The organism is Streptomyces sp. NPDC050439 (genome assembly GCF_040655335.1).
Taxonomy (GTDB): Bacteria; Actinomycetota; Actinomycetes; order Streptomycetales; family Streptomycetaceae; genus Streptomyces.
The window spans coordinates 651,606-676,114 of record NZ_JBFAJT010000003.1; the positions used below are offsets into that span (position 1 = coordinate 651,606).

Annotated in this window: 20 protein-coding genes; 8 read left to right on the plus strand and 12 right to left on the minus strand. The window is 72.1% G+C overall.

Annotated features, from left to right (window positions below):
* The first annotated feature begins 101 nt into the window (after positions 1 to 101).
* Together AB0I66_RS15985 and AB0I66_RS15990 are read left to right on the plus strand one after the other, a co-directional pair.
* Positions 102 to 926 (plus strand): MerR family transcriptional regulator, encoded by an 825-nt coding sequence (locus tag AB0I66_RS15985; protein ID WP_363208695.1) that lies wholly within the window; start codon positions 102 to 104, stop codon positions 924 to 926.
* Positions 923 to 1,762 (plus strand): hypothetical protein, encoded by an 840-nt coding sequence (locus tag AB0I66_RS15990; RefSeq protein WP_363208429.1) that lies wholly within the window; start codon positions 923 to 925, stop codon positions 1,760 to 1,762. The genes AB0I66_RS15985 and AB0I66_RS15990 overlap by 4 nt, the downstream gene beginning before the upstream one ends.
* Here AB0I66_RS15990 and AB0I66_RS15995 read toward each other — a convergent pair.
* The gene (locus tag AB0I66_RS15995) at positions 1,713 to 3,167 is read right to left on the minus strand and encodes an RNB domain-containing ribonuclease (RefSeq protein ID WP_363208430.1); all 1,455 of its coding nucleotides are present in this window, start codon (positions 3,165 to 3,167) and stop codon (positions 1,713 to 1,715) included. The two genes, AB0I66_RS15990 and AB0I66_RS15995, sit on opposite strands and share 50 nt — an antisense overlap.
* 539 nt (positions 3,168 to 3,706) lie before the next feature.
* Between AB0I66_RS15995 and yaaA the strand changes: the two genes are divergently transcribed.
* Both yaaA and eda read left to right on the plus strand, forming a co-directional pair.
* Positions 3,707 to 4,507, plus strand: a complete 801-nt coding sequence (yaaA, locus tag AB0I66_RS16000; RefSeq protein ID WP_363208431.1) for a peroxide stress protein YaaA — start codon at positions 3,707 to 3,709, stop codon at positions 4,505 to 4,507.
* A gap of 77 nt (positions 4,508 to 4,584) precedes the next feature.
* Complete coding sequence (eda, locus tag AB0I66_RS16005; RefSeq protein ID WP_363208432.1) at positions 4,585 to 5,235, plus strand: bifunctional 4-hydroxy-2-oxoglutarate aldolase/2-dehydro-3-deoxy-phosphogluconate aldolase; 651 nt, start codon at positions 4,585 to 4,587, stop codon at positions 5,233 to 5,235.
* Positions 5,236 to 5,698: 463 nt separating this feature from the next.
* On the opposite strand, the gene AB0I66_RS16010 is transcribed toward eda, so the two are convergent.
* From AB0I66_RS16010 to AB0I66_RS16025, 4 genes are all read right to left on the minus strand, one after another.
* Positions 5,699 to 6,997: a bifunctional RNase H/acid phosphatase gene (locus AB0I66_RS16010; protein ID WP_363208433.1), complete on the minus strand. Its 1,299-nt coding sequence runs from the start codon at positions 6,995 to 6,997 to the stop codon at positions 5,699 to 5,701.
* Between the two features lie 12 nt (positions 6,998 to 7,009).
* Positions 7,010 to 7,753: a C4-type zinc ribbon domain-containing protein gene (locus tag AB0I66_RS16015; RefSeq protein ID WP_363208696.1), complete on the minus strand. Its 744-nt coding sequence runs from the start codon at positions 7,751 to 7,753 to the stop codon at positions 7,010 to 7,012.
* Positions 7,750 to 8,601 (minus strand): Nif3-like dinuclear metal center hexameric protein, encoded by an 852-nt coding sequence (locus AB0I66_RS16020; RefSeq protein ID WP_363208434.1) that lies wholly within the window; start codon positions 8,599 to 8,601, stop codon positions 7,750 to 7,752. Before AB0I66_RS16020 ends, AB0I66_RS16015 begins: the two co-directional genes overlap by 4 nt.
* Positions 8,602 to 8,723: 122 nt before the next feature.
* Positions 8,724 to 9,794, minus strand: a complete 1,071-nt coding sequence (locus AB0I66_RS16025; protein ID WP_363208435.1) for an iron-siderophore ABC transporter substrate-binding protein — start codon at positions 9,792 to 9,794, stop codon at positions 8,724 to 8,726.
* Positions 9,795 to 10,039: 245 nt separating this feature from the next.
* Between AB0I66_RS16025 and AB0I66_RS16030 the strand changes: the two genes are divergently transcribed.
* Entirely contained in the window at positions 10,040 to 11,119 is a 1,080-nt protein-coding gene (locus AB0I66_RS16030) for a hypothetical protein (protein WP_363208697.1), read from the plus strand.
* Positions 11,120 to 11,438: 319 nt separating this feature from the next.
* On the opposite strand, the gene AB0I66_RS16035 is transcribed toward AB0I66_RS16030, so the two are convergent.
* The 3 genes from AB0I66_RS16035 to AB0I66_RS16045 all read right to left on the minus strand — a co-directional run bounded on the left by AB0I66_RS16035 (position 11,439) and on the right by AB0I66_RS16045 (position 14,422).
* A complete protein-coding gene (locus AB0I66_RS16035; RefSeq protein WP_363208436.1) occupies positions 11,439 to 12,392 on the minus strand; it encodes a 3-oxoacyl-ACP reductase in 954 nt (317 codons plus the stop codon).
* 17 nt (positions 12,393 to 12,409) lie between these two features.
* Positions 12,410 to 13,486 (minus strand): Zn-dependent alcohol dehydrogenase, encoded by a 1,077-nt coding sequence (locus tag AB0I66_RS16040; protein ID WP_363208437.1) that lies wholly within the window; start codon positions 13,484 to 13,486, stop codon positions 12,410 to 12,412.
* A gap of 78 nt (positions 13,487 to 13,564) precedes the next feature.
* A complete protein-coding gene (locus AB0I66_RS16045) occupies positions 13,565 to 14,422 on the minus strand; it encodes a MaoC/PaaZ C-terminal domain-containing protein (protein ID WP_363208438.1) in 858 nt (285 codons plus the stop codon).
* A gap of 313 nt (positions 14,423 to 14,735) precedes the next feature.
* Here AB0I66_RS16045 and AB0I66_RS16050 point away from each other — a divergent pair, with 313 nt between their 5' ends.
* The gene (locus AB0I66_RS16050) at positions 14,736 to 16,013 is read left to right on the plus strand and encodes a sensor histidine kinase (protein WP_363208439.1); all 1,278 of its coding nucleotides are present in this window, start codon (positions 14,736 to 14,738) and stop codon (positions 16,011 to 16,013) included.
* Positions 16,010 to 16,615 carry a response regulator transcription factor gene (locus AB0I66_RS16055; RefSeq protein WP_363208440.1) on the plus strand — a complete coding sequence of 202 codons (606 nt, stop codon included), beginning with the start codon at positions 16,010 to 16,012 and terminating at the stop codon, positions 16,613 to 16,615. The genes AB0I66_RS16050 and AB0I66_RS16055 overlap by 4 nt, the downstream gene beginning before the upstream one ends.
* A gap of 85 nt (positions 16,616 to 16,700) precedes the next feature.
* On the opposite strand, the gene AB0I66_RS16060 is transcribed toward AB0I66_RS16055, so the two are convergent.
* The 3 genes from AB0I66_RS16060 to AB0I66_RS16070 all read right to left on the minus strand — a co-directional run bounded on the left by AB0I66_RS16060 (position 16,701) and on the right by AB0I66_RS16070 (position 21,692).
* Complete coding sequence (locus AB0I66_RS16060) at positions 16,701 to 18,134, minus strand: MFS transporter (RefSeq protein WP_363208441.1); 1,434 nt, start codon at positions 18,132 to 18,134, stop codon at positions 16,701 to 16,703.
* A 115-nt stretch (positions 18,135 to 18,249) separates the two neighbouring features.
* Positions 18,250 to 19,440, minus strand: coding sequence for a lipid-transfer protein (locus AB0I66_RS16065; RefSeq protein ID WP_363208442.1), 1,191 nt, complete (start codon positions 19,438 to 19,440; stop codon positions 18,250 to 18,252).
* Between the two features lie 20 nt (positions 19,441 to 19,460).
* Positions 19,461 to 21,692: an acyl-CoA dehydrogenase gene (locus AB0I66_RS16070; protein WP_363208443.1), complete on the minus strand. Its 2,232-nt coding sequence runs from the start codon at positions 21,690 to 21,692 to the stop codon at positions 19,461 to 19,463.
* 260 nt (positions 21,693 to 21,952) lie between these two features.
* Between AB0I66_RS16070 and AB0I66_RS16075 the strand changes: the two genes are divergently transcribed.
* Complete coding sequence (locus AB0I66_RS16075) at positions 21,953 to 23,686, plus strand: MFS transporter (RefSeq protein WP_363208444.1); 1,734 nt, start codon at positions 21,953 to 21,955, stop codon at positions 23,684 to 23,686.
* 104 nt (positions 23,687 to 23,790) lie between these two features.
* On the opposite strand, the gene AB0I66_RS16080 is transcribed toward AB0I66_RS16075, so the two are convergent.
* Positions 23,791 to 24,435, minus strand: coding sequence for a CatB-related O-acetyltransferase (locus AB0I66_RS16080; protein WP_363208698.1), 645 nt, complete (start codon positions 24,433 to 24,435; stop codon positions 23,791 to 23,793).
* Positions 24,436 to 24,509 lie beyond the last annotated feature (74 nt).

Genomic DNA, 24,509 nt, shown 5'->3' on the forward strand with positions numbered 1-24,509 from the left:
GCCTCGCGGCCGACGGCCTCGGCTGCGCCGTCCGGCGGGTCCGCCCCGTCGCTGCTTGACCTTGCCGCAGCGTCAACGTTTCTACTGGGCTCATGAACGGGATGCGGATCGGGGAGCTTGCCGGGGTTGTCGGTGTCACCACTCGGGCCATCAGGCACTATCACCACCTCGGGCTGCTGCCCGAGGCCGAGCGGCGGGCCAACGGTTATCGGGAGTACGGGCTGCGGCACGCCGTCGCGCTGGCGCGGATCCGGCGGCTGACCGAGCTGGGGCTCGGGCTCGCCGAGGTGCGGGACGTGCTCGCGGACGACGCGGGGCGCGAGCTGGCCGAGGTGCTCGCCGAGCTGGACTCGGACCTCGCCCGGCAGGAGACCGCGATCCGCGAGCGGCGGGAGCGGCTGCGGGTGCTGCTGGACGACGCGGAGCACGGGCGGCTGTCCGCCGAAGGGCCCGTCTCGCCTCAACTGGGCGAGTTCTTCGCCGAAATGGCCCGTTCCGGCGCCGGCCGCGAGGGCCCCGAGTCCGCGATGGCCGCGAAGGACCGGGAGCTGCTCGCCCTGATCGACACGACGGCGCCCCCGGAGGAACGCGACAGGTTCATGGCCGCGCTGCACCCCGCGCTGTCCACCCCGGAAGCCGTGGAGCGCGCGCACGAGGTGTACGCCCTGCTCGACGCGCTCGCGGAAGCCGACCTCGCCGATCCGCGTACGGAGGCTGCCGTGGACGAGGCGGCGCAAGCGCTCGTCGCGGCTCTGCCCGACTCGCTCCTGGAACAGCTGGGCACCGAGGGCGTACAGGCGGTGGCCGACGGGCGGGGCCGCGGCGACGACCGGTTCCTCGAAGCCTTCTTCTCCGACTTCTCCCCCGCCCAGGCGGAGGCCGTACGCCGCGGGATGCGGCTCCTCATCGAACGGAGTGAGCGATGACCAGGCTCGTGCGGGGCCTCGCCTGGGTGGTCGTACCTGTCGAAGTCGTGCTTGTTGTGTGTCTGTTGACGGGGGGCGTGCTCCCCGTGCGCGTGCTCGTCGGTGTGGAGGCCGTGGCCCTTGCGCTGCTTCTCGTCGAGTGCGCCGGGCTTCTGGTCGTGTACCGGCGGGGCGGGCGCGCGGCGCTCAGGGACGTCGTGCCGGAGCCGGTGCGGCGGATCGTCGGGCATGAGGTGCGGGCGCTGTCGAGCCTGGTGCTGTGGGTGGCGCGGCGGCGGCACGGGGTGCGGGAAGGGGATCTCGCCTTCGGGCACGCCCGGGATCAGGCCGCGATGCTCTACGGCTTCGTGTTCGTCTCCGTCGTGGAGACCATCGGGCTCGCGCTACTGCTGCGGAACTGGCCCACGCTCCACGCGATCACCCTCGTCATCGATGTCTACGGCGTGATCCTGATGCTCGGCATCCACGCCGCCTCCGTGACCCGGCCGCACGTGCTGTCCGCCGACTCACTCCGCGTACGCCACGGCGCCCACCGGGACGTGACGATACCGCTGGAGCGGATCGCCGCCGCGCGCGGTGAGCGGCGCTTCACGCATGAGGCCGCCGAGGGCGTGCTCAACATTCCGGTAGCCGCGCAGACGTCGCTCACGCTGGAGCTGACGGAGCCCGTGATGGCGGTCGGCTTTCTTGGCGGGCGCCGGCCCGTGACGACCGTACGGCTGCACTCCGACGAGCCGGCGGAGCTGCGGGCGGCACTGGGGCGGGCCCTGAGGCGCAAGGGGGAACTTACGCAGGCGCGAACTGCACCTTCGCCGCCCCTGGGTCGGCCTGCGTGAGCCGCACCCGCAGCCGCTCCCCCAGCGGCAGCGGCAGGCCGCCGGTGCCGCCCTCGATGCGGGCGACGATCGCGGGGTCGGTCAACTGGACCGTCCCGACGGTGGGTTCACGTTCCTGTACGTCCACCACCACCCCGTCGAAGAGCTCACCGACCCGGTCCTTGAGCAGCGCGGCCTCGACGAGGTCCACGCACTCGCGCTCCACGGTGTTGGCGCGCCGCGTCCCGTCCGCCATCTCCTTGGGCAGCTCGGGGAGCGCGGCGAGCACCCACTCGGGCGGTTCGTCCCCGGCGGTCGCGGCCAGGCACAGCTCGGAGGCGTAGCGGTCGACGAGGCGGCGCAGGGGGGCGGTGCAGTGGGCGTAGGGGGCGGCGACGGCTGCGTGGGTGATCAGCTCGGGGACGTCACCGCCGCTGAACGCCGTGTATCCGGCGCCGCGCAGCAGCGTGGTGCACTCCTGGAGGAACGCGGCGTGGTTCGGCCGGCGCGGGTCCAGGGAGCGGACGAGCTCGGCGTACGGGACGTGGTGCGGCCAGTCGACGTCCAGGGCCTTCGCGGTGCGGCGCAGGCGGCCGACGGCGCCGTCCGGGGCGGTGGGGAGAGTCCGCAGGATTCCCGCCCCCGACTGGATCATCAGCTCGGCGGCGGCCATGCCGGTGAGGAGGGAGATCTGGGCGTTCCATCCGTCGGCGGGAAGCGGGGCCCGGAATCCCAGCTCGTACGCCCCGCCCCGCTCGACGATCTCCTGTTCGGGCACGTTGAGGGAGATGCCGCCGCGCCCGACCTCCAGCTCTTCGCGCAGCCGCCCGATGTCGGCGAGCAGCGCGAGCGACTCCTCGGCGGTGCCGTCGTCGATGGCCTGCTGCACGCCGTCGTAGTCGAGCTTGGCGCGGCTGCGCACGAGGGCGCGGCGTACGTCGGTGGCGACGGCGCGTCCCTCTCCGTCGAGGTCGATGGTCCACAGCACCGCCGGGCAGTCCTGGCCCGGCAGCAGGCTGGCCGCGCCCTCGCTCAGGGCGGTGGGGTGCAGCGGAACCTTCTCGTCGGGGAAGTAGAGGGTGGTGACGCGCCGGTGGGCCTCCGCGTCGAGCGGCCCGCGGGGCGTGACGTACGCGGCGACGTCCGCGATGGCGTACCGCACCCGGAATCCGCCTCCGCCGCCGTTCCGCCGGGAGAGGTGCATCGCCTGGTCCAGGTCGACGGAGGTGGGCGGGTCGATGGTGAACAGGGGGATGTCGGTCGCGTCGTGCGCGGGAAGCCGTGGGGCGGCAAGGGCCTGCTCGGCCTCGGCAAGCACGCCCGCGGGAAACCCCTCGGGCACATCCAACTTCACACGCAGCTCACGCAGCACGCCCGCCAAGGGGGCTTCAGCTGCGCCGGTCACGCGGAGATGGCGACGGGGCATGGGTCGAGCGTAGGCGGGGTGGGGGTGCGGCGCGAGGCGTTGCGAGGGGGGGGCGGGGCGTGAGCCTTGCTGCCGGGGGGGGCGTGGGCCCCCTGGCACGGCACCTGCCCGCTGCCGGGTATGGGGACGCGCGGGTGGGAGACCGGCCGCGAGGCGGCGGAGACCAGCACCACTGCCGGGCGCGGCACGTCGGAAGCCAGCGCCACCGCCGGGCGCGGCACGACGGAAGCCGGGGCCATCGCCGGACACAGCACGGCGGAAGCCGGGGCCATCGCCGGGCACGGCACGGCGGAAGCCAGCGCCACCGCCGGGCACGGCACGGCAGAGACCGGCCGCGAGGCGGCGGAGGTCGGCACCCCCGCCGGGGTGCGAGGCCGATGCCGCCGTCGAGCGCGAAGGGGCGGAGACCAGCACCACCGCCGGGTGCGGCGACAACGGCTCGTCCGCCGCAGGCGTGGGCGTGCCTTGGAGGCGGTGGCGATTATTCTGGCGCAGGGCCCGCACCCCCACCCGTTGCCCTTCGAAGGAGACCCAGACCCATGCTCGTCCTGTTGCCGCCCTCCGAAGGCAAGGCGTCCTCCGGCCGTGGCGCCCCCCTGAAGCCGGAGTCGCTCTCCCTGCCGGCGCTCGCGGACGCGCGGCAGGCGGTGTTCGACGAGCTGGTCGATCTCTGTGTGGCGGACGAGGAGAAGGCCCGTGACGTACTCGGTCTGAGCGAGGGCCTGCGCGGTGAGGTCGCGAAGAACGCCGAGCTGCGTACGGCGGGTGCGCGTCCCGCGGGTGAGATCTACACGGGCGTTCTGTACGACGCGCTTGGCCTCGCCACGCTCGACGCCGCCGCCAAGCGCCGTGCGGCCCGCTCCCTTCTTGTCTTCTCCGGGCTGTGGGGCGCCGTCGGTGTCACCGACCGCATCCCCTCCTACCGCTGCTCGATGGGCGTGAAGCTGCCCGGCCTCGGCGCGCTCGGCGCCTACTGGCGTACGCCGATGGCCTCGGCGATGCCTGAGGCCGCGGGCGACGGGCTCGTACTGGACCTGCGGTCGTCGGCGTACGCGGCCGCGTGGAAGCCGAAGGGGGAGGTCGCGGACCGGACGGCGACCGTGCGGGTGCTGCACGCGCAGGTGGTCGACGGCGTCGAGAAGCGGTCCGTCGTCTCGCACTTCAACAAGGCGACGAAGGGGCGGATCGTTCGGTCGCTCCTGGAGACCGGCACGCAGCCGAAGGATCCGGCCGAGCTGGTGGAGGCGTTGCGGGATCTGGGGCATGTGGTGGAGGCGGAGGCGCCGGCCAAGGCGGGCAAGGCGTGGGCCCTGGATGTGGTGGTGCGGGAGATTCACTGATCCTCCCCCCACTGAACTGGTTGCAGCATGCGCAACGCCCTTTGCGCATGCTGCTTGTGCCGAGGCAGGATGCAGCCATGACTTCCCCCTCCTCCGCCTCCTCCTCCGCGGCTTCCGGCTCCGTGCTCGATCTCGCCCCCGTCGTCCCCGTCGTCGTCGTGGAGGATGTCGCCGACGCCGTGCCGCTGGCGCGTGCGCTGGTCGCGGGCGGGCTGCCCGCGATCGAGGTGACGTTGCGGACGCCCGCCGCGCTCGACGCGATCCGGGCCGTCTCGGCGGAGGTGCCGGACGCGGTGGTCGGTGCGGGCACCGTCATCTCGCCCCAGGGCGTCGCGGAGTCCGTCGACGCCGGGGCCCGCTTCCTGGTGAGCCCGGGGTGGACGGACACGTTGCTTGCCGCGATGAAGGCGTCCGGGGTGCCGTTCCTGCCGGGGGTTTCCACGACTTCCGAGGTGGTGGCTCTGCTGGAGCGGGGGGTGCGGGAAATGAAGTTCTTCCCGGCTGAGTCTGCGGGCGGTACCGCCTATCTCAAGTCGCTTGGGGGGCCGTTGCCGCAGGCCCGCTTCTGCCCTACGGGGGGTATTGGCCTTGCCTCGGCGCCTTCGTATCTTGCGTTGGCGAACGTCGGTTGTGTGGGGGGTAGTTGGATGCTTCCCGCTGACGCGGTCTCGGCGAAGGATTGGGGTCGGGTGGAGGCCTTGGCCCGCGAGGCGGCGGCTCTTCGCTGACCCGCGGGGGGCCCTGCGGGTGCTTTGTGGCTGGTGGCATCGTTCCCCGCGGATCCCTGCGGGTGCTTCGTGGCCGCTCGCGCAGTTCCCCGCGCCCCTAGCAGCCCTAGCCCGCGCTGGTCCCTGCGGGTGCTTCGTGGTCGCTCGCGCAGTTCCCCGCGCCCCTGACGATCCCTGCGGGTGCTTCGTGGCTGATCGCGCCGTTCCCCGCGCCCCTTACGGGGCCCTCAGCCCCCGCTGATACCTGCGGGTGCATCGTGGTTGCGCGCGCCGTTCCTCGCGCCCCTTGCGGGGCCCCGGTGCACCGCGCCCGAAGGGGCGCGGGGAACTGCGCGCTCAGCCCCCGCTGACCCGCAGAGGGAACACGACGGCATGCCCCCCAGGGGCGCGGGGAACTGCGCGGTCAGCCCCCCCTGACCCACAGGGAAGCCGCGGCCGGCCCCCGCTCGCCCCCGCCAAACGCCTAACGCAAGTGCGACGTGTCGTTCAGGAGGCGGACCGAGGCGTTGCCGTCTGCGTAGTACGCCACCGCTGAGACCGACGCCGCCGAGAGTTCCATGCGGAACAGGGACTCCGGTGGGGCGCCCAAGGCCAGGCGGATCAGGGTTTTGATCGGGGTGACGTGCGTGACCAGGAGCACCGTGCGGCCCGCGTACTCCGTGGTGAGGCGCTCACGGGTCTCCGAGACCCGGTGGGCCACCGCCGCGAAGGACTCGCCGCCCGGAGGCGCCGCATCCGGGGAGGCGAGCCAGGCGTTGAGGTCATCCGGCTGACGCGAACGCACCTCGCCGAACGTCAGGCCCTCCCAGGAACCGAAGTCCGTCTCCCTCAGACCCTCGTCGACCCGTACGTCGAGGCCCAGCCGGACGGCGACCGCCTGCGCCGTCTCCTGGCACCGCTTCAGCGGCGAGGAGACGATCGCCTGGATCGTGCCCCGCGCGGCGAACGCCTCGGCCGCGCGCGCCGCCTGCTCCCGGCCCACCTCGGAGAGGGAGGGGTCGGAGCCCCCACTGCCGGAGAAGCGTTTCTGGGGCGTCAGCGCGGTCTCCCCGTGCCGCAGCAGCACGAAGGTCGCAGGGGCACCCAGGTCAGCGGGCGCCGCCCAGCCGACGGGTGGGGTCGCCTGCGCCGCAACGCCGCTCGCGGCCCGCACGTCAGCCGCCGCCGTCCCCGCCGTCCCCGCCAGCGCCGCCCGCGCCCTCGCCGCACCGGCGACCGCGTCCCCCGGAGGGCCCGCAGGGGCAGACGGAACAGCAGCCTGCCGCGCCGCCCGCGCGTCGAACTCCGCCGTCGAGTCCGACGCCGACCACTGCTCGCCCCGCTTGCCCGCGTCCATCGCCTCGTTGGCGAGCCGGTCCGCGTGCTTGTTCTGCGCGCGCGGGATCCACTCGTACGTCACCTGGTCGGGCGGGAAGATCCGCGCGGCCTCGGCGGCGAGCGGCCTCATGTCGGGGTGCTTGATCTTCCAGCGGCCCGACATCTGCTCGACGACGAGCTTGGAGTCCATCCGGACGTGGACCGAGGCGGCCGGGTCGAGGTCGTGTGCCGCCTTCAGGCCGGCCACCAGACCCTTGTACTCGGCCACGTTGTTCGTCGCGACGCCGATGTACTCCGCGGCCTCCATCAGGGTCTCCCCCGTGGCCGCGTCGATGACGACCGAGCCGTAGCCCGCGGGCCCCGGGTTGCCCCGCGACCCGCCGTCGGCCTCGACGATCAGTTCCCGGACAGACTCCCGGACAGGCTCTCGGACGGACTCCCGCACTGCCACCGTCCCCTACAGGCCCGACTCGGACGTGCGGACGAGGATGCGGCTGCAGTTCTCGCAGCGCACGACCGTGTCGGGCGACGCCGCCTTCACCTCGTTGACCCCGGTGATGTCCAGCTCGATGCGGCAGCCCTCGCAGCGCCGCTGGTAGAGCTTGGCGGCGCCGATGCCGCCCTCCTTGACGCGCAGCTTGTCGTAGAGCTTGAGCAGGTCGGCGGGGACCGAACCGGCCACGACCTCGCGCTCCTTGGTGACCGTGGCGGCCTCGCCGTCGATCTCCTCGAAGGCGGCGTCACGGCGGGCCGTCGCGTCGTCGATCTTCGACTGGACCGAGGAGACACGTTCCGCCAGCTCGGAGACCCGCTCCTGGGCGGACTCGCGGCGCTCCATGACCTCGAGGACGACGTCCTCCAGGTCACCCTGGCGCTTGGCGAGCGAGGCGATCTCGCGCTGGAGGTTCTCCAGGTCCTTGGGCGACGTCACGGCACCCGAGTCCAGGCGCTGCTGGTCGCGGTTGGCGCGCTGGCGCACCTGGTCGACGTCCTGCTCCGCCTTGGTCTGCTCGCGGGCGCAGTCGCTCTCCTCGGTCGTCGAGGCGACGTGCAGATCGCGCAGCTGCGCGATGTCCTTGTTCAGCGACTCGATCTCGGCGTGCTCGGGCAGGGACTTCTTCCGGTGCGCCAGCTGCTGGAGGCGTACGTCGAGTGCCTGGACGTCGAGGAGTCGGATCTGGTCGGCGGGCGCGGCGTTCAGTTGGGGGCTCCTGTGGTGTGGGTATTCGAGGCCGCGTGGGCGGTCCAGGGGTCGGTGACCGTCTTGGAGACGTGGACGCGAAGTCCCCATCCGTGACGGTCGGAGATCTGATCGAGCTGCGTCGCCGCCAGTTCGCACCACGGCCACTCGGTGGCCCAGTGCGCGGCGTCGAGCAGCGCGAGCGGAGTCTGTGCGCGGGCCTCCGACACCGGGTGGTGGCGCAGGTCCGCGGTGAGAAAGGCGTCCACGCCGGACGCGCGTACGTCGTCGAAGAGGCTGTCGCCGGAGCCGCCGCTGACCGCGAGGGTGCGGACGAGCTGCTCCGGGTCGCCCGCGACGCGGATGCCCTGCGCGGTGGCGGGCAGCCGCTCGGCGGCGCGGTCGGCGAGTTCGCGGAGCGTCAGCGGGTGTTCGAGCTCGCAGATCCGGCCGAGGCCGCGGCGGCCGTGCGCATCCGCCGGGTCCGGTACGAGGGGCCGGACGATCCGGAGGTCGAGCGCGCCCGCGAGGGCGTCGGAGACACCGGGGTCGGCGCGGTCCGCATTGGTGTGCGCGACGTGCAGCGCCACGTCGTTCTTGATGAGGTCGTGGACGACCCGGCCCTTGAAGGTGGCCGCCGAGACGGTCGTCGTGCCGCGCAGATAGAGCGGGTGGTGCGTGACCAGGAGCTGGGCGCCCAGCTTCACCGCTTCGTCGACGATCTCCTGGACGGGGTCGACGGCGAACAGGACCCGGGAGACCTCCGCGTCGGGGTCGCCGCAGACCGTGCCGACCGCGTCCCAGCTCTCGGCGAGTTCGGCGGGCCACAGGGCGTCGAGGGCGGCGATGACTTCAGACAGACGGGGCACGGAGAAAGGCTACCTTCCCGCCGCTCTCGGCATGGCGTGCGTTACGCACCGCTACGGCCTGCTACTGAGCGCCCCGCGGCGGAGCCGCACATGGATGCGGCCCTGCCGCGGCCTACGGGGCACTACTTGGAGAGGAAGCCCCTGAGGTCTCCCAGGACCTCGTTCGCCGCCGTCACGCCGAGGCCCAGGTACCACGTCTCGTCCGGGACGTTCTTGGCCCGGCCGGCCTTGACCGCGCCGAGCTTCTTCCACAGGGGGTTCTTCTCGGCCTCGGAGCGGCCCGTCTTCTCCGGGTCGCCGTAGACGCCCGTGAAGATCCAGTCGGCGTCGGCCTCGTCGATCTTCTCGGTGCTGATCTCCGTGGCGAGGTCGTTGACCTGCTGGTTCTTCGGGCGGGGCAGGCCGGTGTCGGCGAGGATCGTGCCGATGAAGGACGCCTTCGCGTAGAGGCGGACGCGGTCCGGCATGTAACGGAGCATCGTGATCGTCGGCTTGTCGTCGCCGAGGTCCCGGCCCAGGGACCTCGCCTTCTCCTCGTACGCGGCCAGCTCCGTCTTCGCCTTGGCGGTCTTGTCGAGCGCGGCGGCGTTCAGGAGGTAGTTCTCCTTCCACGTGAAGCCGGGGCGGATGGAGAAGACCGTCGGGGCGATCTTGGAGAGCTGCGGGTAGAGCTTGGCGGCGCGCAGTTCGCTGCCGAGGATCAGGTCCGGCTTCAGGTTCGCGATCGCCTCCAGGTTGAGGGCGTTGATCGTGCCCACGTCCTTGGGGCTGCCCGCGTCCTTCTTGAGGTAGCCCGGAATGCCGTCGTCGCCCTCGGTGGGCGCGTACCCGACGGGCTTCACACCCAGCGAGACGACGTTGTCGAGCTCGCCGACGTCCAGGACCACGACCCGCTTGGGCTGTGCCTTCAGCTCGGTCTTGCCGCGGGCGTGCGTGATGGTGCGCGGGAACTCGCCCGCCTTCGCCGTCGTGCCCATCTTCGCGGTCTGCTCGGCGGCCTTGGAGAAGTCCTCGCCGCCCTGGGCCACGGCCTTGCTGCCGGTGCCGTCGCCGGACTTTCCGGAGTCGTCGCCGGACCCGCAGGCCGCGAGGGAGAGCGCGCCGGCCACGGCGAGCGCGAGGGCGGCGGTGGCCCGGTGGCGGCGGGGTCGTACGGACCGTGCGGACGGAGAAAACGGTGCAAGCGGTGCCATCGGTGCTCCAGGCTCCAGGGGGTGTGCTGCTGCCGCTTCCGCAGGCCCGCAATCACTTAGGTGGGCCTTACCTTAAGCGCGGACTCCTCACCCAGCACAACCACCCCCGCCCCCTCAGGCGAATCCGTACATCGCCACCCTTCTGTGTGAAACGGGCGTCACAGGTGCCACGGCAGCGCGTGCGAAAACTAGCTTCGTGGCCCGGAGGTTCCCCCATGACAGCGCCCACCCTTGAGCCCGAGCCCATGACCGCGCCGACGTCTCCCCCGGTGCCCGCAGCGCCCGCGGCGCCCCCGGTCATCACCGCCGACGGTGCGTACGCAGCCCGTCTCGCCCTTGACGGCGATTCCTGGTTCCCCGAGCGCTGGACCCTCGACTCCCCCGAGCCGTACGCGGTGCCGCTGCCCTGCCATCAGCCCGAGGAGCCCGGCACCGAGGTGCTCCCGATGGCCGACGGCCGGGTCCTGATCCACCGCGTCGTCGACGGCCGGCACGTCTTCGCGCTCCTTTACCCGACGGGCCCGGAGACCGGCGAGATCCCGCTCGGCGCCGTGGAGTGCGGCGAGTCCCGGCTGACGCTGCTGCCGCCCTCACCGGCGGCCGGTCACGCGTACGCGCTCGCGGTGGGCGCGGGGTCGACCGCCCTGTGGCTGGTGGCGGGCGGCGCCTTCGGTCCCGAGCACGTCGCGGAGATCCCCGGGCACTGTTCGGGCGGGGTCTGGCTGGACGGGGAGGGCCGGATGCTGGCCCTGGACCGGGAGCTGGGCGGCCGGGTCAAGACGGTGGCGGTGGACCTGGAGCGGGGCGGCGAGGTGTCGCCCCTTCTCCAGATCGCCGACGAGAGCGACGACCGGCTGCTGCTCGCGGACCCCGACAGCGGGCTGCTCCTGATCCGCTCGGACGCGCCGGGCCACGACAGGCTCGGCTGGGGGGTGCTCGGCGGCACGCGGCCGGTGCGTTTTCCCGAGTGCCTGCGGCTGCCGGACCTCGCGGTGACGCCGTTCGCCATACAGCCCGGTCAGACGCTGATGCCGGAGAGCTGTGCGGTGGCGCTGCGGATCGACGGGGCGGCGGGGAGCTGGCTCGGCCTGTGGCGGCCCGCCGAGCGGCGCCTGCATCAACTGGCGGCGCCCGAAGGGTGGTTGGCCGGTTCGGGGTGGTGGACGCGGGAGGGTGCGCTGCGTCTTCCGTATGTCACGGAGGCGGTTCCGTGCGGGGTCGCGGAGCTGGAACCTCCTGCTCCGGTGGCTGCGCCCGCGGTGGTTGCCGCGCGGCCCGTTCCGTTGCAGCAGGCGCCCCTCAACGGGCGTGCGGGCGTTGGTTAGACTCGCCCGGCCGCACCGAACGATCTTCTTTACAGAGTTACAGCTTTTACGGGGTGAATGTGTTGACCAGAACCGAGATACGTACGGAATCCGAGCGGAATCCCGAGCCGCGGGAGGCGGCGGGTACTTCCGGTGCCGGTAGGCATCGGGGGCCTGTGGCCGAGCATGACGCTCCGGCGCCGCCGCAGGGGCGGCACCGCCGCCAAGGCGACGAGTAGGGCCCCTGGCCTTGGGCGCCGGATCATCACCGGCTCCGCCGAGTTCGTCCTCAAACGCCGGACGGGCTGGATTCCCAGCCCGTCCGGCGTTTGCGTCAGGGTCAGCCCCGCTTCAGCCCCAGCACCTCCGACGCCGCGAACGTCTCCCCCTCCGGCCGCCCCGCGTAATAAGGCGTCAGGGCCTCCTCCAGTTCCTCGTACGTGAAAACGTCCTTCGCCGTGTCGAACTTCGCCGCCACCTTGGGGCGCTCGACCACCGCCACCATCCCGCCGTGCACGACGAGCAGCTGGCCGTTGACGCCGGCCGCGGCGGGTGACGCCAAGTAGCCGACCAGAGGGGCCACATGCTCGGGGGCGAGCGCGTCGAGCTCGCCCGCGCCCGGCTCCTGGTAGCCCGCGAAAACGTCCTCCGTCATCCGGGTCCGCGCCCGGGGACAGATGACGTTCGCCGTCACGCCGTACTTGCCGAGCGCCAGCGCGCTCGACGTCGTCAGGCCGACGATGCCGCCCTTGGCCGCCGCGTAGTTCGGCTGACCCGCAGAGCCCGCGAGGAACGCCTCCGACGAGGTGTTGACGATCCGGCCGTAGACAGGGCCGCCCGCCGCCTTGGACCGCTCGCGCCAGTGCACGGACGCGAAGTGCGACGTGTTGAAGTGGCCCTTGAGGTGGACGTGGATGACCGAGTCCCACTCGCTCTCGCTCATCGAGAAGATCATCCGGTCCCGCAGGATGCCCGCGTTGTTCACCAGGATGTCGAGCTTGCCGTAGGTGTCGACCGCCAACTGGACGAGCCCGCGCGCCTGTTCGTGGTCCGCGACATCGCCCAGGTGCGCGACTGCCTGCCCGCCCGCCGCGCGGATCTCGGCGGCGACCTCCTCGGCGGGCGTCGCGGACGCCTCGCCCGAGCCGTCACGGCCCGGCTGCCCGAAGTCGTTGACGACGACGCTCGCGCCGAGCCGGGCGAGTTCGAGGGCCTCCGCACGACCGAGCCCCCGGCCCGCGCCCGTCACGATCGCGGCCAAACCGTCCAGTGGCCGTGGCAATGGCTGTGCCATCAGGGATCGAAGTCCTCTCAGATCTCGATGCACGTACGCAGCGCGACGCCCGTACGCATCTGGTCAAGCGCTTCGTTGATCTCGGAGAGCGGCACCCGGTGGGTGATGAGGCTCTCCAGGTCGATCCGGCCCGCGCGCCACAGCGCGATGGCCCTCTCGTAGGACTGCAGGACGTCGCCGCCGCCGTACATGGACGGCAGGATCCTCTTCTCGTCGAAGAACAGCTCGAACATGTTCAGCTGGAGGTTGTCGTCCATGGCGCCCGCGCCGACGACGACCAGCGTGCCGCCGCGCCGCGTCGTCTCGTACGCGGTACGGGCGGTGGCGGACTTGCCGACGACCTCGAAGACGTAGTCGAAGCCCTCGCCCGCGGTGATCCGCTGCTTGGCGTCGGCGAGTTCGTCCGGGGAGACCGCCTCCGTGGCGCCGAACCGCAGCGCGGCCTCGCGCCGCGATGCCACCGGGTCGACGGCGACGATCTGCGCCGCGCCCTTGAGCCGCGCGCCCTGGATCGCGGAGATGCCGACGCCGCCGCAGCCGATGACGGCGACCGACGAACCGGCCTCCACCTTCGCGGTGTTGATGGCCGCGCCGAGCCCCGTCGTCACCCCGCAGCCGATCAGGGCCGCGATGTCGAAGGGCACGTCGTCCGGGATCGGCACGGCGCAGCCCGCGTCGACCACGACCTCCTCGGTGAAGGTGCCCGTGCCCGCGAAGCCGAAGACGTCCCCGCCGGGGCGCTTGAAGTTGGGGGTGCCCGCGTTCATGAAACCGGCGAGGCACAGCTGGCTCTGGCCGCGCTTGCACGCCGGACACTGGCCGCAGGCGGGCAGCCAGCACACCAGGACCCGGTCTCCCCGGCTGATCCCGCTCACGCCGTCGCCGACGTCGACGATCTCGCCCGCGCCCTCGTGGCCGGGGATGAAGGGTGCGGGCTGCGGCAGTACGCCGTTCATCGCGGAGATGTCGGAGTGGCACAGGCCGGTGGCCCGCACCCGGATCTTCACCTTGCCGGGGCCGAAGCCCACCGCCTCGACGTCGTCGAGGACCTCCAGCTTGTCCTGGCCTATCTCGTGCAGTACGGCTGCGCGCATGGTGCGGCTCCTCTCGTACGAAATTCAGGCGGTACGGCGTTTCAGGCGGGTACGGCGGTTCAGGCGAGGCACCGCGCTTCAGGCGTGCTCGACGATCGTGTCGGCGAGGACCGGCGCGTCGTCCCGTTCGGCGGCTGTCACCGAGACCTGGACGCGGCCGCTCTGCGGGCTCCACATACGGATGCGCAGGGTCTCGCCGGGGAAGACGATCCCGGTGAAGCGTGTGCTGTAGCTCCGCACCCGCGACACATCGCCGCCGAGCACCGTGTCGACGACGGCCTTGAGCGTCATGCCGTAGGTGCACAGACCGTGCAGGATCGGCCGGTCGAAGCCGGCGAGCTTGGCGAACTCGGGGTCGGCGTGCAGCGGGTTCCAGTCCCCCGAGAGGCGGTAGAGCAGCGCCTGCTCCTCGCGGACGGGGCGCTCGACGGTCCTGTCGGGCTCGCCCTCGGGGGCCGGGAGGCGGGTCGAGGGTCCGCGTTCGCCGCCGAATCCGCCTTCACCGCGTACGAAGATCTGGGCGTCGCTCGTCCACAACGGGCCCTCCGCGTCGGCCACTTCGGTGCGCAGGACGAGGATCGCGGCCTTTCCCTTGTCGTACACGGCAGCCACCTTGGAGGTGGTGACGGCCTCGCCCTTGACCGGGATCGGGCGGTGCAGCGTGATGCTCTGGCCGCCGTGCAGGACCGCGGCCAGGTTCACCTCGACGCCGGGGGCCGAGAGACCGCCGACGACGCCCATGCCGGCGCCCGCGACGGTCGCGAAGCTGGGCAGGACGTGCAGCCTGGACTCCAGGGTGTAGCGCAGCTCGTCGGGGTCGGTGGCGGGGACGCCCGCGCCGAGGCCCAGGTGGTAGAGCTGGATGTCCTTGTGATCCCAGGTGATCTCGGCCGACCTGGGCTCCGCGGCCAGTGCTTTCGCGGCATCGATGGGCATGTGGTGGCAGCTCCTTGACCGGTCTGAAGACCTCGGTGCGGCCGTCCGCACCGTCGGTCGCACCGAGGTCGCAACAGGGCCGGAAGGAGCCCGTTCTAGAACGCGTTCCAGTCCGGCGATCCCATGTATAGCCGAGGGCCCGGTAGTTGTGAAGACTCCTGACGTCACGTCAGATAGTGCTCGGCGGGCCGCCTCGCCCGGCCCGTGACATTTGTACCGGCCGAGTCCGTACAACCACATCTGCCGCTTTCCGGCCCCGGCTCCGTAAGGTCGGCAGCCTGGGACGAGGCGCCGCGGCGCGACAGGAGAAACGATGTCGGTGAAGGTGGCGGCGAAGGGCTTCTGGCAGCGGCACACGCGGCTCGCCCGCTGGACGCACAGCAGCAGGGACCAGCTGGCCGAGGTGCGGGCGCGGGAGAAGTCCGGCCGGAGCAGACCCGAGGACCTGGGCCCGCCCAACGGCTTCGCGATGCTGCCCTGGCTCCTGATGGGGATGGGCTCCTTCTCCAACGTCCTCCAGGGCGAGACGGGCAACCCCTGGCTCGGCGGGCTCGGCCTGCTGGTCTTCAACTCCCTCTACATCAGCGTCGTGTTCCGCGCCTTCGACAAGAGGGCGCGGGAGGCACGCGTCACCAAGCAGCTCCTCCTCGCGCTGACCGCGGTCACCCTCGCCCTCGCCATCGGCTACGGCGACAGCTGGCTGATGTTCTTCCCGCTGCTCGGCCTGGCCACGGGTTCGGTGCTCCGGGGCCGGCAGCTCGTTCCGGCGGCGTTCGCCCTGAGCATCACGGCGGCGGTGGTCGGCGGCATCAAGGACGGCTGGGACGCGGCGGGCATCGCGTACGGCACGTTCATCTCCGTCATGGTGACGGCCGCGATCCTCGCCCTCTCCGAGACGGTGAAGGAACTGCGCTCCACCCGCGAGGAGCTGGCCCGCAGCGCGGTCGAGAAGGAGCGGCTGCGTTTCTCGCGCGACCTGCACGACCTGCTCGGCCACACGCTCTCGGTGATCGTCGTGAAGGCGGAGGCGACACGGCGGCTCGCACCCCGCGACCTGGACGCCGCGCTCGGCCAGGTCTCCGACATCGAGTCCGTCGGCCGCCAGGCCCTGACCGAGGTCCGCGAGGCGGTCACCGGCTACCGCGAGGGCAGCCTGGCCACGGAACTCGACCGGGCGCGCGACCTCCTGGACGCGGCGGGCATCGAGGCCGTCGTACGCCAGTCGGGCCCGCCGCTCGCCCCGCAGACCGCGGCGCTGCTCGGCTGGGTCGTGCGGGAGTCCGCCACGAACGTCGTACGCCACGCACGGGCGACCCGCTGCGAGATCGAGGTGACGGGCACCGCCGAACGGACTCGGCTGCTGATCACCGACGACGGTCGCGGCGTAGGCTCGGGGACGCCCGGCAGCGGGCTGAAGGGCCTGGCCGAACGCCTGGCGGCGGCGGGCGGCTCCCTGGAGTCGGGCCCCGCACCGGGCGGCGGATTCCGGGTCACGGCGGAGCTGCCGGTCACCGAGCCGAGCCCCGGCCCCGGTTCCGGTCCCGGTTCCCCTTCTGGTTCCGGCCCCCTCCTGGAGGAGCGCACCCCATGATCAGAGTCCTGCTCGCCGAGGACCAGGGCATGATGCGGAGCGCGCTCGCGCTGCTGCTCGGCATGGAGGCGGACATCGAGGTCGTCGCGCAGGTGGGCGCGGGTGACGCGATCGTGGACGCGGCGCTGAACGCCCGCCCCGACGTGGCACTCCTCGACATCGAGCTGCCGGGCCGCAGCGGGCTCGACGCGGCGGCGGACCTGCGGGACGAGTGCCCGGAGTGCCGGGTCCTCATCCTCACGACCTTCGGCAGGCCCGGCTATCTGCGCCGGGCCATGGAGGCGGGGGCGGTGGGTTTCCTGGTCAAGGACGGCCCGGTGGAGGACCTCGCGGAAGCGATCCGGCAGGCGCTGCGCGGCGAGACGGTGATCGACCCCGCGCTGGCCGCGGCGGCCCTGAGCGAGGGGCCGAGCCCGCTGACCGGCCGGGAGGCGGACGTCCTGAAGGCTTCGGTGGACGGCGCGACGGTCTCCGACATCGCGGAGAAGCTGCATCTGTCGGAGTCGACCGTACGGAACTACCTCTCCGCGGCGATCGGGAAGACGGGGACGCGGAACCGGATGGAGGCGGTACGGGAGGCGAGGCAGCGGGGCTGGTTGTGACTGGCCCCTGGGCCCTGACCCGGGTTATGGCTTGTGGCCCCGCGGCCCCCGGCACCGTCAATCACCGGCTCCGCCGAGTTCGTCCTCAAACGCCGGACGGGCTCCTTTGCTCCCTCGGCATCCACACCAGCAGCACCACGACCCCCGCAAGCAGGATGAACCCACTGGTCCTGAACGCCGCCGCGTACCCCTCGGTCAGTGCCTCGGGGCTCGTGGAACCGCCCATCCGCGAGGCCGCGACGGTGGAGAGCACCGCGAGGCCCAGTGCCCCGCCCATCGTGCGCGAGGTGTTGATGAGACCGGAGACGAGACCCGCGTCGCCCGGCGCCGCCCCGGACGTGCCGAGCGAGGCCAGCGGCGTCGCGGCCAGGCCGGCGCCGAACATCATCACGATGCCGGGCAGCATGATCGAGGTGACGTACGCGCCGTCGGCCGTCATCATCGACTGCCAGCCGAATCCGGCCGACGCCACGATGATGCCGAGCAGCGACACGTTCTTCGCCCCGAGCACCGGCATCAGGCGGGGCGCCAGCTTCGAGCCGAAGACGATGGTCAGCGAGGACGGGATCAGGGCGAGGCCCGCCTTCAGCGCCGAGTAGCCGAGGACGTTCTGCGCGTACAGCGTCATGAACATCCACATGGCGAACATTCCCGCGCCGCACACGAACATCGCCGCGTTCGCCGCCGACACCGACCGCACCCGGAACAGCTTGAGCGGCATCAGCGGCACCGCCGCCCGCGCCTCCACCACCAGGAACGCCGCGAGCAGCGCGAGGCCCACCGCCAGGGGCACCAGGGTCTCGGCCGCCGTCCAGCCCTGCTCCTCGGTCTGGACGATGCCGTACGCGAGGGTGGCGAGGCCGCCCGTCACCAGGACCGCGCCCGGCAGGTCGAGCTTGCGGCTGCCGCCCGCGCGGCTCTCGGTCAGCCACAGCACGCCCGCCGCGAGGACGAGCGCGCCGATCGGCACGTTGATCAGGAGCACCCAGCGCCAGGAGAGCAGGTCGGTGAGGACTCCGCCGACCAGGCCGCCCGCCGCGCCGCCGCCCGCGCCGACCGCCGACCAGGTGCCGATGGCCCGTATGCGTGCGGGCCCCTCGGGCACCGCGGAGGTCAGGATCGTCAGGGTCGAGGGGGCGAGCACCGCCGCCCCGAGTCCCTGCACGGCCCGCGCGAGGAGCAGCTGCCACTCGGCCTGCGCGAGGCCGCCCGCGAGCGAGGCCACCGTGAAGAGCGCGAGCCCGACGAGGAACATCCGCTTGCGGCCGAAGAGGTCGCCGGCCCGCCCGCCGAGCAGCATGAAGCCCGCGAAGGCGATCGAGTACGCGTTGACCACCCACTGCAGGCCCACCGCGCTCATGCCCAGGTCGGCCCGCATCGAGGGCAGCGCAGTGTTCACCACGGACACGTCGAGGACGACGAGGAACTGTCCCGCGCAGGCGACGAGCACCACCGCCCACACGGGGGCGGACTTCCGTGGGGTGGCGGGCATGTAAGTGTCGGGGGGCGTTTGGACCATGACAGACATGCTCTCAGGAGTGCATGCCCCTTGCATCGGGGTTTCGCCGCAGAGATCCTCCGCCCCAGGTCCTAGGACCCCGGTCCCTCCCCCGCCCCTCCTTTCTTCTCCTCCCTCACCTCTTGCGCAGCAGCGTCACCACCGCGGCCCCGCCGAGACCGATGTTGTGCGCGAGCCCCACCCGCGCCCCCGCCACCTGTCGCGCGACCGCCTCGCCCCGCAACTGCCAGGTCAGCTCGGCCACTTGGGCGATGCCCGTCGCGCCGAGCGGGTGTCCCTTGGAGATCAGGCCGCCCGAGGGGTTCACCACCCAGCGACCGCCGTACGTCGTCGCGCCGCTCTCGACGAGCTTCCCCGACTCCCCCGCCGCGCACATGCCGAGCGCCTCGTAGGTGAGGAGCTCGTTGATCGAGAAGCAGTCGTGCAGCTCGATCACGTCGACGTCCTCGATGCCGAGACCCGACCTCTCGTACACCTGCCGCGCCGCCGCCCGCGACATCGGCTGCCCCACGACGTCGATGCACGAGCCCGAGCCGAAGGACTCCCCCGTGTCCGTGGTCATCGCCTGCGCGGCGATCTCCACGGCGCGCTCCTCCAGACCGTGCCGCTCGACGAACCGCTCCGACACCACCACCGCGGCGGCCGACCCGTCCGAGGTCGGCGAGCACTGCAGCTTGGTGAGCGGGCGGTGGATGGTCTTGGCGGCGAGGATCTCGTCGACGGTGTACTCGTCCTGGAACTGGGCGTACGGATTGTTCACCGAGTGCCGGTGGTTCTTCGCGCCCACCGCGGCGAGCTGCGCCTCGCTCGTGCCGTGCTTCTCCATGTGCTCGCGTGCCGCGTTGCCGAAGATCTGGGCGGTGGGCGGGGTCATCTCGAAGCCGTGGCGGGCCGCCATCACGCCGTAGTGGCGTGCGACGGGGGATGTCTTGAAGTCCCCGCCGTCGCTCCCACCGCCCAGCGCGCCCCGCGCCATCTTCTCGAAGCCCAGCGCGAGCACGCAGTCGTTGATGCCGCCCTCGACGAACTGCCGCGCCGTCATCAGCGCGGTCGACGCCGTCGCGCAGTTGTTGTTCACGTTGTAGACGGGCACACCGGTCAGACCCAGTTCGTACGCGGCCCGCTGCCCTGCCGTCGAGGCCTGGAAGCAGTAGCCGACCGGCACCTGCTCCACGTCCTCGTACGAGATCCCGGCATCGGCGAGCGCTTTCGTCCCCGCCTCCTTCGCCATGTCCCAGTACTGCCAGTCCCGGGTCTCGGGCTTCTCGAACTTCGTCATGCCGACGCCGACTATGTATGCCTTCACGAGCCGTCTCCTTCAGCGCATCAGATGGTGGGGCGCGGCTCGGGGTCCCTCGGCAGGCCGAGGAGCCGTTCCGCGACGACGTTCAGCTGCACCTGCGTGGTCCCGCCCGCGATGGTCAGGCAGCGCGACATCAAGAAACCGTGCAGCGCCCGCTCCCCCGCTCCCTCGCGCACCGAGCCCGCGGGGCCGAGCAGTTCGAGGGCCAGCTCTGCGACCTTCTGCTGATGCGGGGTCTGCACGAGCTTGCGGACGGAGGCCCCTGCTCCCGGTTCCGCCCCGGCCACCTGCCGCATCGTCGTCCGCAGGCCGATGCAGGCGAGCGCGTGCGCCTCGGCGGCGAGCGCGCCGATCCGTGCGCGGCAGGCGCCGTCGAGCGCGCTGTCGAGCTCGCCGGCGCGCTCGATGAGTGCCTCAAGGCCGGTGTCGAAGGTCAACTGGTCGGCCATGTGGACGCGTTCGTTGCCGAGGGTGTGGCGCGCGACCCGCCAGCCGTCGTTCACCTCGCCGACGACGGCGTCGGCGGGCAGCAGGACGTCGTCGAAGTAGACCTCGTTGAAGAGGGAGTCCCCGGTGATCTCCTTCAGCGGGCGGATGTCGATGCCCTTTGCCCGCTTCATGTCGACGAGGAAGTACGTGAGTCCCTTGTGCTTGGGGGCTTCCGGGTCCGTGCGGGCCAACAGGATGCCGTGGTCCGCCCACTGCGCCGCGCTCGTCCACACCTTCTGGCCGCTGATCAGCCAGCCGCCCTCGACCCGCTCGGCCCGTGTCCGCAGCGCGGCCAGGTCCGAGCCCGCGCCGGGCTCGCTGAACAGCTGGCACCACAGCACCTCGCCCCTGAGCGTCGGCGCCAGGAACCGCTCCTGCTGCTCCCGTGTCCCGTACGCGATGAGGGAGGGCACCACCCAGGTGGCGATCCCGAGATCACTGACGCGCACTCCGGATTCCGCCAATTCCTGCTGCACGGCGAGCTGTTGGACGGGCCCCGCGCCGAGGCCGTACGGCTCGGGCAGGTGCGGTGCGGCATGGCCGGTGGGCGCGAGGGCCTTGCGGGCGGCGGCCGGGTCGAGGCCGCGGGCCGGGGCGATGGCCTGGCGCGCCTGCTCCCGGTAGGCCGCCGCCTCCGGGGGCAGCTCCATCCGCAGCTCCCGGCGCGCCCCGCCCTCCGCGAGCCGCACCGCCCGCAGCCGGTGCGCGTCACCGGCACCGAGCAGCTGCCGGGCGACCAGTGACCTGCGCAGATACAGATGCGCATCGTGCTCCCAGGTGAAGCCGATGCCACCGAGCACCTGGATGGCGTCCTTGGCACAGGAGTACGCGGCATCAAGGGCGACACCGACGGCAAGCGCACAGACGAGACTGCGCACGTCCTGCGAGGGGTCACCTGGCAGAAGATCATCGTGGGGCGCGGGGCCGTCCGCCGCTCGTGCCGCGTCCCAGGTGAGTGCCCGCGCCTGTTCGAGGCGTACCAGCATGTCCGCGCAGAGGTGCTTGACCGCCTGGAACTGTCCGATCGGGCGCCCGAACTGCTCGCGCACCTTCGCGTATTCCGTGGCCGTCTCCAGCGCCCAGGCCGCCACCCCGCACGCGTCCGCCGCGTACAGGGCACAGGCCAGGTCGCGTACGAGTGCCGCGTCGACGCCCAGCACCCGCCCGGCCGGTACTTCGACGCCGTCCGCCGTCACCTCGGCGGTGGGCCGCGTGGGATCGGCGCTCTCCTGGGTACGTACGGTCAGCTCGGCCGCGTCGACGGCCAGCCACACGGTTCCGCGGGCGGACTCGGCGGCCAGGATCAGCAGGTCGGCGTCGGCCCCGCAGAGCACGGGCGGCGCGGTGCCGTCGAGGAGGTAGCCGCCCGCCACGGACACCGCGGTCAGCGTGCCCGCGCCGAGCGCGACGGCGCCGATCCGCGCCCCGGAGGCGAGATCGGCGGCCAGAGCGGCGGCGCCCGCCCGGTGCAGGACGACCGAGGCGAGGGAGGCGGCCAGGTACGGTCCCGGGAGCGCGGCCCGCCCGGCCTCCTCCAGGACGACCGCGAGGTCCACGAGGTCGCCGCCCCCGCCCCCGCACTCCTCGGGCAGGTGCACCGCGAGCAGCCCCTGCTCGGCGAGCCCGTCCCAGTGCGCGGGCCTGCCCCCGGTGCCGGGCGGGGCGTCGAGCAGCTTGCGTGTCTCCTCGGGCGGGACCGCGCGGGCGATCCAGCCGCGCACCGCCGCCGCCAACTCCCGCTGTTCCTGCGTGATTCCGATGCCCATGCGCGTCCTCGCCGGTAGCAGCTTCCGGGACGGCGTCACACTAGAACACGTTCCAATCTTCCGGAAGACTGACGCAGGGTCAGATACGGCCCGCCCCGGCGGCGCTCCCGACCCGTCACCGATGCCGCCCTTAACCGGCCGGTTAACAACAGGTCAAGAATTCCCCTCGTACGACATCCGTCGGAATAGTCGCCCGGGGAAACAGGTTCGCATTGCACGTACCCCTGCCAGCCTTGCACCGCCCTCGGAGGCCCCACGTAATGACGCAGTCGACGACCCACCAACGCGGCACCCGCGGAGTCGTCCCCGTACTCGCCTTCGCCGGCATCGTCGTCGCGGTGATGCAGACGCTCCTGGTGCCGGTCATCAAGGACCTGCCGACACTGCTCGACACCACGCCGTCGAACGCCACCTGGGTCATGACGGCGACCCTGCTCGCCGGCGCCGTCTCCACCCCGATCATGGGCCGCCTCGGCGACCTCTACGGCAAGCGCCGCATGCTGCTCGCGAGCCTCGCCGTGATGGTCGTCGGCTCTCTGGTCTGCGGCTTCACCGACAACCTCGTCATCATGATCGTCGGCCGCGCCCTCCAGGGCTTCGCGATGGGCGCCATCCCGCTCGGCATCGGCCTGATGCGCGACATGCTGCCCCGCGAGAAGCTCGGCTCCGCGATGGCCCTGATGAGCTCCTCCATCGGCGTCGGCGGCGGCCTCGCGCTGCCGCTCGCGGCACTGACCGCGCAGCACGCCGACTGGCACACCCTCTTCTTCGGCGCGGCGGGCCTCGGCGTCATATCGATGCTCCTGACCGTCCTCTTCGTACCCGAGAGCACGGTGAAGGCGCAGGGCACCTTCGACGTGACCGGCGCGCTCGGCCTCTCCGCGGGACTCGTCCTCTTCCTGCTCCCCATCACCAAGGGCAGCGACTGGGGCTGGACCTCGGGCATGACGCTCGGCCTGTTCGGCGCGGCGGCGGTCGTCCTCGTCCTCTGGGGCGTGATGGAGCTGCGCCTCAAGGCGCCGCTGGTGGACCTGCGCACCACGGCCCGCCCGGCGGTCCTGTTCACCAACCTGGCCTCGATCATGGTCGGCGTGGCGTTCTACGCGATCTCGCTGGTCCTGCCCCAGCTGCTCCAGCTCCCCACCTCCACCGGCTACGGCCTCGGCCAGTCCATGGTCGTCGCGGGCCTGTGCGTGGCGCCGCTGGGCCTCACGATGATGTTCACGGCGCCGGTCTACGCCCGCCTCTCGGCGAAGTACGGCCCGAAGGTCACCCTGATCCTCGGCATGCTGATCATCGGGATCGGCTACGGGGCGGGCCTCGGCCTGATGAGTGCCGCCTGGCAGACGATCATCATCGCGGTGGTGATCGGCGCGGGCATCGGCCTCGCCTACTCCTCGCTCCCGGCGCTGATCATCGGCGCGGTGCCCGCCTCGGAGACGGGCGCGGCGAACGGCCTCAACACGCTGATGCGCTCCATCGGTACGTCGGTCTCGTCCGCCGTGATCGGCATGGTCCTCGCCAACACGGCGAACCACGTGGGCGGCGTCGCCGTCCCGACGATGACGGGCTTCCGCACGTCCTTCCTTATCGCCACGGGTGCGGTCGCCCTCGGCCTCGTCTTCGCCCTCTTCCTGCCCTCCGCCCGCCGCTCGGTCAAGACCCAGCTCCGGGCCAGCAGCGAGGAGGACGCGAACCTGCGCGCGGCGACGGAGGCGCTGGCCGGTTTCCACGGCCGCGTCCTGAGCCCTGCCGGGGCGCCGGTCGCACGGGCCAAGGTGACGTTGATCGACCGCCGGGGGCGGCAGGCGGGGTCGGCGCTGACGGATGAGGGCGGCCGCTACGCGCTCTCCGTTCCGGGCGACGGCTCGTACGTCCTCGCGGCCACGGCGTCCGGGCATGCGCCGCTTGCCTCGGCGGCGGCGTATCGCGGGAACGACAGGGCCGTGGAGATGGACCTTTCGCTGCCCGGCGGGAGCGGGGTCCCGGCATAGGGCGGAGCGCCGTCCTCGAACGCCGGACGGGCTGGATTTCCAGCCCGTCCGGCGTTTGAGGACGAACTCGGCGGAGCCGGTGATGACGGCCACCAAGGCTGCCGCTAGGCCCGCGGCGCGGCCTTCTCCAGCTCGTCGATGGTCCCGGACATCACGGTGCGGACATGCTCGGTCAGATGCTCCGCGGGCCAGTCCCACCAGCCGACGGCCAGCAGCCGCGCCACCTCGTCCTCGCTGTACCGCGTACGGATGAGCTTGGCGGGGTTGCCGCCGACGATCCCGTAGTCAGGGACGTCGTCCACGACGACCGACCCCGAGGCGATGACGGCCCCGTGCCCGATCCGCACACCGGGCATCACCGTCACCCCGTACCCGAACCACACGTCATGGCCGACGACGGTGTCCCCCCGCCCCGGCAGCCCGCTGATGAGATCGAAGTGCTCGCTCCACGACCCGCCCATGACGGGGAACGGGAAGGTCGAGGGCCCGTCCATCCGGTGGTTCGCGCCGTTCATGATGAACCGCACCCCGGTCCCGAACGCACAGAACTTGCCGATACGGAGCTTCTCGGGCCCGTAGTGGTAGAGGACGTTGCGCGTCTCGAAGGCGGTCGCGTCGTCCGGATCGTCGTAGTAGGAGAACTCCCCCACCTCGATCAACGGCGACTTCACCAGCGGCTTGAGCAGCACGACGCGCGGCTGGTCCGGAAAAGGATGCAGCACCGTCGGATCCGCCGGTACGAGTTGCATGGTCATGCCGCCTTCCACTCCTCTGCACGGCCCCGCCTCCATGATCGGCCGGGCCATGCGGCAGCATAGGTCGG

Bases quoted from the DNA above. Each gene is read 5' to 3' on its own strand.
- AB0I66_RS15985 (WP_363208695.1), top strand. From the start codon at position 102: ATGCGGATCGGGGAGCTTGCCGGGGTTGTCGGTGTCACCACTCGGGCC.
- AB0I66_RS15990 (WP_363208429.1), top strand. From the start codon at position 923: ATGACCAGGCTCGTGCGGGGCCTCGCCTGGGTGGTCGTACCTGTCGAA.
- AB0I66_RS15995 (WP_363208430.1), bottom strand. From the start codon at position 3,167: ATGCCCCGTCGCCATCTCCGCGTGACCGGCGCAGCTGAAGCCCCCTTG.
- yaaA (WP_363208431.1), top strand. From the start codon at position 3,707: ATGCTCGTCCTGTTGCCGCCCTCCGAAGGCAAGGCGTCCTCCGGCCGT.
- eda (WP_363208432.1), top strand. From the start codon at position 4,585: ATGACTTCCCCCTCCTCCGCCTCCTCCTCCGCGGCTTCCGGCTCCGTG.
- AB0I66_RS16025 (WP_363208435.1), bottom strand. From the start codon at position 9,794: ATGGCACCGCTTGCACCGTTTTCTCCGTCCGCACGGTCCGTACGACCC.
- AB0I66_RS16030 (WP_363208697.1), top strand. From the start codon at position 10,040: ATGACCGCGCCGACGTCTCCCCCGGTGCCCGCAGCGCCCGCGGCGCCC.
- AB0I66_RS16035 (WP_363208436.1), bottom strand. From the start codon at position 12,392: ATGGCACAGCCATTGCCACGGCCACTGGACGGTTTGGCCGCGATCGTG.
- AB0I66_RS16040 (WP_363208437.1), bottom strand. From the start codon at position 13,486: ATGCGCGCAGCCGTACTGCACGAGATAGGCCAGGACAAGCTGGAGGTC.
- AB0I66_RS16045 (WP_363208438.1), bottom strand. From the start codon at position 14,422: ATGCCCATCGATGCCGCGAAAGCACTGGCCGCGGAGCCCAGGTCGGCC.
- AB0I66_RS16050 (WP_363208439.1), top strand. From the start codon at position 14,736: ATGTCGGTGAAGGTGGCGGCGAAGGGCTTCTGGCAGCGGCACACGCGG.
- AB0I66_RS16055 (WP_363208440.1), top strand. From the start codon at position 16,010: ATGATCAGAGTCCTGCTCGCCGAGGACCAGGGCATGATGCGGAGCGCG.
- AB0I66_RS16060 (WP_363208441.1), bottom strand. From the start codon at position 18,134: ATGGTCCAAACGCCCCCCGACACTTACATGCCCGCCACCCCACGGAAG.
- AB0I66_RS16070 (WP_363208443.1), bottom strand. From the start codon at position 21,692: ATGGGCATCGGAATCACGCAGGAACAGCGGGAGTTGGCGGCGGCGGTG.
- AB0I66_RS16075 (WP_363208444.1), top strand. From the start codon at position 21,953: ATGACGCAGTCGACGACCCACCAACGCGGCACCCGCGGAGTCGTCCCC.
- AB0I66_RS16080 (WP_363208698.1), bottom strand. From the start codon at position 24,435: ATGCAACTCGTACCGGCGGATCCGACGGTGCTGCATCCTTTTCCGGAC.